Genomic DNA, 10,704 nt, shown 5'->3' on the forward strand with positions numbered 1-10,704 from the left:
ATTCAAGCCTGCGTTCGGCCAGCGTGGTTTAACGGGGCGCCTAAGATCAAAAGCAGATCAAGATCAAGAGCGACTCGCTTCGCATCGTGGTTACCGTCGGCTGCTACGGTCTGAAACGTTGTGTAGATACCTATACCCCGATGGCGGTGCATCAGTCACATCATCCGTGACTGACACTTCGCTATCGGGGGCAAGCCCCCTGCGCATTGGCGCGGTTTATTCCGCCCGGTTGTGCTGGATTTGCTGCTTGGCCAACCCCACCACATTTTCCACGGTGAAGCCGAACTTTTCCTGCAACTTCGCCAGCGGCGCCGAGGCGCCAAAGCTGTTCATCACCACTTTGGCCCCGGCCTGTCCGACGTAGCGATCCCAGCCCAGGGGGCCGGCCTGCTCGACCACCACGCGGGCTTTCACGGTCGGCGGCAAGACGCTGTCGCGGTAGGCCTGATCCTGGTCTTCAAACAGTTCCCAGCTGGGCATCGACACCACCTGCGCGGCAATGCCTTCGCCGGTGAGTTGTTCATAGGCCGCAACCGCCAGGCTGACTTCACTGCCAGTGGCGAGCAGGACCACCTCGGGCTTGTCCGCACCCGCCAACACATAGGCGCCCTTGGCCGCACCTGCGGCCGACGCGTAGCGGCTGCGGTCCAGGGTCGGCAGCGGCTGGCGCGACAGCACCAGGCAGCTTGGCCGATGGGTTTGCGCCAGCGCCACCTTCCACAACTCAAGGGTTTCATTCGCATCCCCCGGGCGCAGGGTCAGCAAGCCCGGGGTGGCGCGCAGCTGGGTCAGGTGTTCGATGGGTTGATGCGTCGGGCCGTCTTCGCCCACGCCGATGGAGTCGTGGGTAAACACGAACACCACCGGCAGCTCCATGATCGCCGCGAGCCGGATCGGCGGTTTCATGTAGTCGCTGAAGACCAGGAACGTCGAGGTGTACGGCCGCAGGTAGGACAGCGCCAGGCCGTTGGCAATCGCGCCCATGGCGTGCTCGCGTATGCCGAAGTGCAGGTTGCGCCCGCTGTAGTCGTCGGCACTGAAACGGCCTGCGCCGTCGAACGTGAGGTTGGTCTTGGTCGACGGCGACAGATCCGCAGAACCGCCCAGCAACCAGGGAATATTTTGCGCGAAGGCGTTCAGCACCTCGCCGCCGGATGCGCGGCTGGCGACGCCCTTGGCATCGGCCGCAAAGCCCGGCAGGTCGGCCTGCCAGTGCTCGGGCATTTCCCCGGCGCGCATGCGCTGCAGCTCATCGGCGCGTTGCGGGTCGAGGGCGGCCAAGGTCTGGTTCCACTCGGCGAACAACGGCTCGGCACGCTCGACGAGTGCATCGCGCAACGTTGCGCGCGCTTCATCGGGCACCAGGAAGCTGGCGTCCTGAGGCCAGCCATAGGCGGCCTTGGTCAGGCGAATTTCGTCTTCGCCCAACGGCTCGCCATGGGCTGCGGCGGTGTTGTGTTTGTGCGGCGAGCCGTAGCCGATCACGCTGTCGACCACAATCAGGGTCGGTGCGCCGGTATTGGCCTTGAAGGCGTCCAGCGCCACACTCAATGCCTGCAGATCATTGGCATCGGTGACATGCACGGTGTGCCAGCCATACGCCTGGAAACGCTTGATCACATCTTCACTGAAGGCCAGCTCGGTGTGACCCTCGATGCTGATGGTGTTGTTGTCGTAGATCCAGCACAGGTTATCGAGCTGCAAATGCCCGGCCATTGACGCCGCTTCGCTGCTGATGCCTTCCATCATGTCGCCATCACCGCACAGGGTGTAGACGTCGTAATCGAACAGCACCTGGCCGTCGCGGTTGAATCGCTTGGCCAGCCAACGCTCGGCCATGGCCATGCCCACGCTGTTGGCGCAACCCTGGCCCAGGGGGCCGGTGGTGGTTTCCACGCCGGTGGTCATGCGGTACTCGGGGTGCCCCGGGGTCTTGGAACTCATCTGGCGGAACTGCTTGATGTCGTCCAGGCTGACCGCCGGCTCGCCGGAACGCTTGCCGTGGGCGTCGATCTCCACCACGCCGGCCAGGTGCAGCAGCGAATACAGCAGCATCGACGCATGCCCCACCGACAACACAAAGCGGTCACGGTTGGGCCAGTCGGGATGCTCCGGGTGATAGCGCAGGAAACGACTCCACAGCGTATAGCCCACCGGGGCCAGACCCATCGGCGTACCGGGGTGGCCCGAGTTGGCCTTCTGCACGGCATCCATGGCCAGGGTGCGGATAGTGTTGATGCATTGCGTGTCGGCGGCGGTTGCGGTGTGATTCATGAAACCGGTCTCCCTCGAGTGGCGATCTACAGTGGAGGGCAGGGCAGGCCAAAAGGTTTGATCCCATCGCCAGGGTTGCGACGAACGGGGCTGTATCGACTGCAAACATGACAACACCCCGGTCAATGGGCTAGCTTCAAGGGGTAGGCCATTGATCAACTTGTGGAGGTAAGTCATGCCAGTGAAACACGACCTGTATCAGGACTTGGGGTTGAGCAAGGAAGTTGTCCACGAGCGCAGGGCGGGGGACAAACGGCTGGACTCGCTGCTTACGCAATACGACGCTGCCGACGGGGAGGTGCTGAAGGCGGAATCGGCAAGCGCCAGTGATGAGGACGTGGAGAAGTTGAAGAAGAAACGGTTGCTGATCAAAGACGAAATTGTCGCGAAGTTGGGTTAAGCAAAAATCGCTGCCGGTGGACGCTCTGGTTATATCTGCAGCGTTTTATACCGGCAGCTTTTTTATACCAGCAGTGCTCTCACACACGCCTCCACGGAACGCTGCTGCGTTTCGTCATATAACTGCAACTCGTCAATCGTGCTGCGGCCCAGCGCCTTTTCGAACTCGGCTTTGTTTGAATGGGCCGCGTAGTGGCTCTGCGCGGCATCGCCCAGGTTCGACTGGAAGATCCCCGCTGCGCTCACCGGCAGGAAGTCCTCGTACACCAGCGGTTCCACCTCCACGTGCCCTGCGCTGAGCAAGGCCTGCAGCGTACGCGGTGATTCGGGCTGGCCGCGGGCTGCGAGGCCTTTTTCGCTGGGGAAATAGCGAAAGTAGGCCAGGCCTTGTTCGCGCATCTGCGTGTGGTTGTCCGGAAATGCCTGGAAGTGTTGCTCCAGCAATTGCTCGTAGCGCGCCGCATTGGCCTCGTTGGGTGCCGCGCCGAGTTCATCGCGGGCGGCATTCAGCAGCTGGTCGTACAGGGCGCGGCCCTTGGGCGTGAGCGCGACGCCGCGTTGTTCGATTTCACCGAAGCGCGCGCTGTGGCTGCCCTGGGCATCGGTAAAGGCAATGGGTTCGTCGAGGGCCTTGAAACTGGTCTGGCGCAGCAGGATCGGGCAATGGCGTCGCGGTGGGCCTTCGATCACGGCTTTGGGGGTGATGCCGTGGGCGGGCATGGCGGCCTGTACCTGATCGATGTCCAGGGTGCGCGGGGTGAGGTGGTTGATGTGCGGGCCCTTGAAGGCCACCACGTCGGCGATCAGGCGATGCTGGTCGCTGAGTTGCCGATACTGTTCGGCCGTGACGGTGGCGCTGTGGTGCCAGCGAAAGGTCTCCAGCGCCTGGCGAATAAAGGCCTCGGCATCCTCGGCATCGAGGCCGCCGTCGGTTTCGGCCTGCTCGATCAACGCCAGGGCGCCTGGGGTGAAGATCGAGCGCTTGGCCAGGGCGGTTTCGGCGAAGCTGCGCAGCGCGGGGTTTTCGATCAGCTCCAGGCGCAGCAGCGAGGTGAACACGCGGAACGGGCTGGCTTGCAGTGACTGCTCATGCACGGCGCGAAAGGCGGTGGAATGCACCGGCACGCCCGCCGGTGTCAGGTCGTAGTAGCCCACCGGTTGCATGCCCATCACGGCAAACAGGCGGCTGATGGTCGTCAGTTCGGCGGCGGTGCCCAGGCGGATCGCACCGTGGCGTTCCATGCCCAGGCGCTGGATTTCGCCGGTACGGTGCAGGTGCTCGGCCAGGCCCTGATCGCTTTCCAGCACATGGGCATTGGTTTGCGCCACCAGCTCCAGCAGCGCGCCGTACAACGGAACTTCATCCCGGTACATGTCGGACATCGCCTTGGAAAAGCCCTTGCGGATCTCGTCGGGGCTGACATGTGCAGTGGCGTGCATAGAAAAATTCCTGATGGCTGGGATGACAAAAGTGGCCTTGTCCCGATTTTGTTGAGCGCCACGCCGGCTTGCAAACGAAGAATCCTCTGGACTTCATTCTGCAAATGAATGAGATGAGATGAACATGACCACAATCGGGCAAACACACCGGCACCGCCGACCAGGCCCGCCTGAGTCTTCATGTGCATCCGAGCGTCATTGGGTTCTACACTGCTGCTCATCCGGCAGGCGATGGAGCACTCAATGACGGCCACACCCACACACCCGATACTCGACACCCTCGAAGGCCGGCGGCTGGCGACAGAGGATGCCGAACGCTGGCGCGAGTGGGGGCCTTACTTGAGTGAACGCCAATGGGGCACGGTGCGCGAGGACTACAGCGCCGACGGCGACGCCTGGGCCTACTTCCCCCACGAACACGCCCGCAGCCGCGCCTACCGTTGGGGCGAGGACGGCCTGGCCGGTTTCAGCGACAAGGCGCAACGCTGGTGCCTGGGTTTGGCGCTGTGGAACGAGCGTGACAGCATCCTCAAGGAGCGCCTGTTCGGCCTCGACAACGCCGAGGGCAACCACGGCGAAGACGTCAAGGAGCTGTACTTTTTTGTCGACGGCGTGCCCAGCCATGCCTATATGCGCATGCTCTACAAATATCCCCATGCGGCGTTTCCCTACACCGACCTGATCGCCGAAAATGCCCGCCGTGGGCTTGAGGATGCCGAGTACGAAGTGCTCGACACCGGCGTATTCGAAGACAACCGCTACTGTGATGTAACGGTCGAATACGCCAAGCATCAGCCTGACGATATTTTCATGCGCGTCACCGTGCACAACCGCGCGGACCAGCCGACGCGTGTGCAGGTGTTGCCCCAACTGTGGGCGCGCAATGACTGGAGCTGGACCTTTGACGCGCCCAAGCCGCAGTTGCGCCTGGACGGTGAGCGGGTGCTGGCCCGGCATCATGAGCTGACTGACCGTCACCTCAGCGCCTGGGGCCAGGACGGCCTGGAGTGGCTGTTCTGCGAAAACGAAAGCAATGTCCCCAAGCTCGATGGGCAACCGGCGCCGGGGCCGTTCAAGGATGGCATCAACGACTATGTGGTGGGCGGCGCGGACTCGGCAATTCGCCGCGACACGGGCACCAAGGTCGCCGCGCGTTTCAGCCTCGAACTGGCGGGCCAGGAGAGCAAAACCCTGTACCTGCGGTTTGCGCCGGTGGACGCGCCCGAAGTCAATGCACGCAAGCTGTTCGAGCTGCGCCGCCAAGAGGCGGACGACTTCTACGCCGCCTTGCAGCAAGGCATTGCCGACGCTGACGCGCGCAATGTGCAGCGCCAGGCCCTGGCCGGGTTGCTGTGGTCCAAGCAGCTCTACTACTTTGATGTAAACCAGTGGCTCGACGGCGACCCGGCCCAACCCGCGCCGCCGCCCGAGCGCCTGCATATCCGCAATACCCATTGGCGGCACTTGTCCAATTTCGACATTTTGTCCATGCCCGACACCTGGGAATACCCGTGGTACGCGTCCTGGGACCAGGGCTTCCAGGCCGTGGCAATGGCGCTGATTGATCCGGGGTATGCCAAGCAACAGTTATTGTTGCTGGTTAAAGATCGCTTTATGCACCCCAATGGCCAGCTGCCGGCGTATGAATGGCGTTTCGACGACGCCAACCCGCCGGTACACGCCTGGGCCAGTTGGCGCGTGTATCAGCAGGACAAGGCGCTGACCGGCGTGGGCGACATGGACTTTCTCGAGCGGATTTTCCACAAGCTGCTGCTGAATTTTTCCTGGTGGGTCAACCGCAAGGACGCCGAGGGCCGCAACCTGTTCCAGGGCGGCTTCCTGGGCCTGGACAACATCGCCTTGTTCGACCGCTCGGCCACCTTGCCGCCCGGCTACCAGCTGGACCAGGCCGACGGCACCGCGTGGGTCGCGGCGTATGCCCTGGACCTGATGCGCATTGGCCTGGAGCTGGCCAAGCGCAATGGGGTGTACGTGGATATCGCGGTGAAGTTCTTTGAGCACTTCCTGTACATCGCCGGCGCGATCAACCGCGTGGACGACAGCGCCGAAGGCTTGTGGGATGAGCAGGACCAGTTCTTCTACGATGTGCTGCACCGCCCGGACGGCCAGAACGAGCCGGTGCGCCTACGCTCCATCGTCGGCCTGATGCCATTGTTTGCCGTGTTGGTGCTGGAGCAGCGCGAGCACGAAGGGCTGCAAGGCCTGCGTGAGCGACTGCTGGGTTTTATGAAACACCGGCCGGACCTGGCCAAGCTGGTGTCGCGCTGGAACGAACCGGGGCAGGGCAACCGCCTGTTGCTCGCTTTGCTGCGTGGCGAGCGCACCAAGGACCTGCTGCGGCGCATGCTCGATGACCATGAGTTTCTGTCGACGTTTGGCGTGCGCTCGTTATCCAAGGCCTTTGCCGAACAGCCGCTGGCGCTGAAGATGAACGGCGACACCCTGTGTGCGCGCTACCAGCCCGGCGAGTCTGACTCACGCTTGTACGGCGGCAACTCCAATTGGCGCGGGCCGTTGTGGATGCCGGTGAACTACATGCTGATCGAATCGCTGCGCGAGTTTCACCGCTACTATGCGGATAATTTCTCGGTGGAGTACCCCACGGGCAGCGGTTATCTGGCGTCCCTTGAAGAAGTGGCAAACAGCCTCAGCCAGCGCCTCACGCGCTTGTTTCTACGCGATGAAAATGGCCAGCGCCCTTCGATGGCGGGGTATGCGCAATTGGAAGCGGACCCGGCCAGTCGCGATCTGGTGTTGTTCCATGAGTATTTCCACGGCGAAACCGGGCGTGGCCTGGGGGCGTCGCATCAGACGGGGTGGAGTGCGTTGGTGGCGTTGTTGCTCAATGTTCCGCTCAAGGCATGAATCAGGTAGATTTGCCCACCCCCCCAACCTTACATGGATGTAGATCATGCTTAAGTGCGTCACCCTTTCAAGTCCGGCCAGCCGCTTGGGCATCTTGCTGGGCGCCGGTGTATTGGTCTCCTGCCTGTCTGTCGGCAGCGCCAGTGCGGCCTCGATGAGGGCAGCGTGTCTGCGCTGTCAGGATTCAGAAAGCGTCGATGCCTCCAAATGGGTCAAAAACGGTACGTACCGTCTCGAGTCAGTGACACTGTCGCTGGACGACGAAGTACGGGGAGCGGACCCTGATTCGGTGCGCAAGATGACCCGGCTCAAACCTGTGGCCATAAGCGCCGATGCCAATGACGCCCTGGTTGAAGAAGCCATTCGTGCGATGGACATCGTGGGTGAGGACGGGGATGTCGCTGTACTGGAGGCGCAGTGGCCCAACCTGGCCCGTCGTGCGCGTTATGCCTACAGTATTTTCATCACTGAAGATCAGCTGGTGGATTTCTATAATGTGTATGTGCGCGTTGGGCGCAACAAGTATGTGCTGGTGATCGGCCGGGATGTGGAGTCCGGGGAGTTCCAATTGAAGCCGGGGGAGGGGCGCCTCATCAACCGGTACGGTACCGAGGGCAAGCCACGGGATCTGGAACAGTTCAAGAAGGTCGACGCCGCCGCAGGTGGCTGACAGCAGGGCCTGTGCGTTTAAATGAAAAAATTCCGCCTTCAGCGTAATGCCGTTCAGTCAAGCGTCTATCGCCCCCTGTAGGAGCGAGCTTGCTCGCGAAAAACGTCAACGATAACGCGTGTTTCCTGATTGAACGCGGCGTCTGTGGTTTTTCGCGAGCAAGAGCTAGGCGCCCCCCTCGTTCCTACAAAAAGCCTTAACTGAACGACATTACGCCGGAAGGCGGGATTTTCTTGAGCGCGGCGTTATCAGGAAGGGAACAACTCGCTCAGTTTCATCGCCAGCATCATGTCGCCTTCGGTGCGCAGTTTGCCGCCCATGAAGGCCTGCATGCCGTCGGTGGAACCGTCGACGATGCCTTCCAGGGTTTCGCTGTCCATGACCAGGGTCACTTGGGCGTCCGGGTTTTCGCCTTCCTGCAGTTCACAGGTCTTGTCCTTGACCACCAGCGAGAAATTCTTGGTGTCGTCGATACGGAAACCGAATACCAGGTCCAGGCCTTCGGCAGCGCTTGGGTTGAATTTGGCTTTCATTGCTTCTACAGCTTTGGCTACGTCAGTCATGGTTTCGATCCTTTAGGGTGGAGTCCAGTGACCTTGGGGTCACGGTTGGCCGCAGCTCATCGGAAAGTGATGAACTGCGGCGCCTTCAACAGCTGCAAGTGGGCATGACTGTTGAAGGAAGCCAGTACCACCTCGCGACCACGGAATTTCAGCTGGTTGAGCGAGGTGTTAACAATTTGCCAGTTCAGTTCGAACGCCTGGGCGACCGGCATTCGGGTAATCAGGTGGAGCAGGGCGGTGATGGTGCCGCCGGAGGTGAACACGGCGATTTTGTCGCTGTTGTCGGCCGCTTCGAGAATACGCTGCAAGCCGCCCTCGACACGCTCGACGAACCCCTGCCAGCTTTCCAGCCCCGGTGGATCGTAGGTGCCGGCCAGCCAGCGTTCGATGATCAGGGCGAAGATACGCTGGAATTCGCTGCGGTTCTGCGCGCCATTGCGCAGGATGTGCACGGCGTCGGGTTCCTCGCCAAGCAGGTCGGGGAGCAGGCCGCGAATGATCGCCTCGCCGTCGAACTCGTTGAACGCGCTGTCGATTTCCAGGGGCGGAACCGGCAGGCCGAGGGCGCGGTATTGATCGAACGTGGCGGTGGCGGTGTGCTGCTGGCGGCGCAGGTCGCCCGACAGGCAGCGATCGAACGTCAGCCCCAGCTCTGCCAGGTGGCGACCGAGTACCTGGGCCTGTTCCACGCCGACGGGCGACAGGACGTCATAGTCGTCTGCACCGAAGGAGGCCTGGCCATGTCGAATCAGATAGATGCTGCCCACGTCCGTTTTCCCGGTACGTTGAAAGTCTGGCGAGGTTATGAGGATGCCCGCGAGCTGTCAATGAAAAAACATACGCTTGTTTTAAAAGTCCGTTAGAGGTGCGCTGCTGGCGGTCTGGGCACTGGTCCGCAGGCATTGGCGCCGGTATGCTGGGCCATCCGCGCCTGGCGCAGTGCATTCTTAAGGAGACATATGGATTTTTTGGCCGAATACGCGAGCTTTCTGGCGAAGACCGTCACCCTGGTGGTCGCTATTCTGGTGGTGTTGATCAGCTTCGCGGCCCTGCGCAGCAAAGGGCGTCGTAAAGCCGCCGGCCAATTGCAGGTCAGCAAGCTGAACGATTTCTACAAGGGCCTGCGCGAGCGCCTCGAATCGTCGTTGCTCGACAAGGACCAGCTCAAGGCCCTGCGCAAATCCGAAAGCAAAGCCGAGAAAAAGCAGGGCAAGAACAAGCCTGAGGCCAAGCCGCGGGTGTTCGTGCTGGATTTCGACGGTGACATCAAGGCCTCGGCCACTGAAAGCCTGCGCCATGAAATCACCGCATTGCTGAGCCTGGCCACGCCAAAAGACGAAGTGGTGCTGCGCCTGGAAAGCGGCGGCGGCATGGTGCACAGCTACGGCCTGGCGTCGTCGCAACTGGCGCGTATCCGCCAGGCGGGCGTGCCGTTGACCGTGTGCATCGACAAGGTCGCGGCCAGCGGCGGCTACATGATGGCGTGCATCGGCGAGAAGATCATCAGCGCACCCTTTGCCATCCTCGGCTCCATCGGCGTGGTGGCGCAGTTGCCCAACGTCAACCGCCTGCTGAAAAAGCACGACATCGACTTTGAAGTGCTGACCGCCGGCGAATACAAACGCACCCTGACGGTGTTTGGCGAAAACACCGAGAAGGGCCGCGAAAAATTCCAGGAAGACCTGGACATCACCCATCAGTTGTTCAAGAACTTTGTGTCGCGCTATCGCCCGCAGCTGGCCATCGATGACGTCGCGACCGGAGAAGTGTGGCTGGGTGTTGCAGCGCTCGATAAACAACTGGTCGACGAACTGCAAACCAGCGACGAATACCTGGCGACCAAGGCCAAGACGGCCGAGGTGTTCCACCTGCACTATGCCGAGCGTAAAAGCCTGCAGGAGCGTGTAGGGCTGGCGGCCAGTGGTTCGGTGGATCGGGTGTTGCTGACCTGGTGGAGCCGGCTGACCCAGCAGCGGTTCTGGTAAAGGCTGCTCCATGGGGGCGGGCCTTCAGTCCGCTTGTATGCGAGTGCCACCGGAACCGGTGGCCGCTGTGAGTACCGACGTTCGAATGATGGCTGGATACCTACCAGGCTTCCTTAAGGTGCTGACGTGAAGCGTGATACCCGTCTTGTGATGCTTTTGCTGTTGGTCATCGGCTGTTCCCTGACTTCGTTGACGATCTGGAAAGTCCTGTCTTCCCGTGAGCGGGCGCTGGCGGAAGTGGACGTGCATGGCTTGAACCTGACCCAGGCGCTCAACACCTACACCGAAGGCATCGTGCGGCAAAGCGCGCTGTTGTTGCTGGGGCTGGTCGAGCGCCTGGAAACCGAAGGCAGTGGCCCGGCGCAGATCGAGCGCATCAACGCGTTGATCCGTCGACAACAGCCGCTGATGCCGCAACTGAGCGGCATCACCATCTACGACCAGCAGGGCGGTTGGCTGATGTCCTCCAATCGCTTGATTGCGGCGG

At 61.7% G+C, this 10,704-nt stretch carries 8 protein-coding genes and 1 pseudogene; 5 read left to right on the forward strand and 4 right to left on the reverse strand.

Annotation, left to right across the window (positions count from 1 at the left end; translation table 11 throughout):
• Positions 1-216: 216 nt before the first annotated feature.
• Positions 217-2,274: a transketolase gene (gene tkt, locus BFP96_RS12565; RefSeq protein ID WP_065936318.1), complete on the reverse strand. Its 2,058-nt coding sequence runs from the start codon at positions 2,272-2,274 to the stop codon at positions 217-219.
• Between the two features lie 175 nt (positions 2,275-2,449).
• On the opposite strand from tkt, the gene BFP96_RS12570 reads away from it, so the two are divergent.
• Positions 2,450-2,674 (forward strand): DUF465 domain-containing protein, encoded by a 225-nt coding sequence (locus BFP96_RS12570; RefSeq protein WP_065888320.1) that lies wholly within the window; start codon positions 2,450-2,452, stop codon positions 2,672-2,674.
• A gap of 62 nt (positions 2,675-2,736) precedes the next feature.
• Here the strand turns inward: BFP96_RS12570 and BFP96_RS12575 are convergent, their stop codons facing one another.
• Entirely contained in the window at positions 2,737-4,113 is a 1,377-nt protein-coding gene (locus BFP96_RS12575) for a 2-oxoadipate dioxygenase/decarboxylase HglS (RefSeq protein WP_065936319.1), read from the reverse strand.
• Positions 4,114-4,356: 243 nt separating this feature from the next.
• Here BFP96_RS12575 and BFP96_RS12580 point away from each other — a divergent pair, with 243 nt between their 5' ends.
• Both BFP96_RS12580 and BFP96_RS12585 read left to right on the forward strand, forming a co-directional pair.
• The gene (locus BFP96_RS12580; RefSeq protein WP_065936320.1) at positions 4,357-6,999 is read left to right on the forward strand and encodes an MGH1-like glycoside hydrolase domain-containing protein; all 2,643 of its coding nucleotides are present in this window, start codon (positions 4,357-4,359) and stop codon (positions 6,997-6,999) included.
• A gap of 46 nt (positions 7,000-7,045) precedes the next feature.
• On the forward strand, positions 7,046-7,669 hold the full coding sequence (locus tag BFP96_RS12585; protein WP_065895595.1) for a hypothetical protein: 624 nt from the start codon (positions 7,046-7,048) through the stop codon (positions 7,667-7,669).
• Positions 7,670-7,917: 248 nt separating this feature from the next.
• On the opposite strand, the gene BFP96_RS12590 is transcribed toward BFP96_RS12585, so the two are convergent.
• Positions 7,918-8,232: an SCP2 sterol-binding domain-containing protein gene (locus BFP96_RS12590; RefSeq protein ID WP_005788868.1), complete on the reverse strand. Its 315-nt coding sequence runs from the start codon at positions 8,230-8,232 to the stop codon at positions 7,918-7,920.
• Positions 8,233-8,288: 56 nt separating this feature from the next.
• Positions 8,289-8,999: a histidine phosphatase family protein gene (locus BFP96_RS12595; RefSeq protein WP_065936321.1), complete on the reverse strand. Its 711-nt coding sequence runs from the start codon at positions 8,997-8,999 to the stop codon at positions 8,289-8,291.
• A gap of 192 nt (positions 9,000-9,191) precedes the next feature.
• Here BFP96_RS12595 and sohB point away from each other — a divergent pair, with 192 nt between their 5' ends.
• Positions 9,192-10,217, forward strand: a complete 1,026-nt coding sequence (sohB, locus tag BFP96_RS12600; protein ID WP_065888325.1) for a protease SohB — start codon at positions 9,192-9,194, stop codon at positions 10,215-10,217.
• A gap of 126 nt (positions 10,218-10,343) precedes the next feature.
• A pseudogene (locus tag BFP96_RS31270) lies at positions 10,344-10,704 on the forward strand (diguanylate cyclase); the annotation flags it as partial.

It is taken from the genome of Pseudomonas sp. 34 E 7, assembly GCF_900005715.1.
GTDB lineage: Bacteria > Pseudomonadota > Gammaproteobacteria > Pseudomonadales > Pseudomonadaceae > Aquipseudomonas > Aquipseudomonas orientalis_A.

Bases quoted from the DNA above. Each gene is read 5' to 3' on its own strand.
- tkt (WP_065936318.1), bottom strand. From the start codon at position 2,274: ATGAATCACACCGCAACCGCCGCCGACACGCAATGCATCAACACTATC.
- BFP96_RS12570 (WP_065888320.1), top strand. From the start codon at position 2,450: ATGCCAGTGAAACACGACCTGTATCAGGACTTGGGGTTGAGCAAGGAA.
- BFP96_RS12575 (WP_065936319.1), bottom strand. From the start codon at position 4,113: ATGCACGCCACTGCACATGTCAGCCCCGACGAGATCCGCAAGGGCTTT.
- BFP96_RS12580 (WP_065936320.1), top strand. From the start codon at position 4,357: ATGACGGCCACACCCACACACCCGATACTCGACACCCTCGAAGGCCGG.
- BFP96_RS12585 (WP_065895595.1), top strand. From the start codon at position 7,046: ATGCTTAAGTGCGTCACCCTTTCAAGTCCGGCCAGCCGCTTGGGCATC.
- BFP96_RS12590 (WP_005788868.1), bottom strand. From the start codon at position 8,232: ATGACTGACGTAGCCAAAGCTGTAGAAGCAATGAAAGCCAAATTCAAC.
- sohB (WP_065888325.1), top strand. From the start codon at position 9,192: ATGGATTTTTTGGCCGAATACGCGAGCTTTCTGGCGAAGACCGTCACC.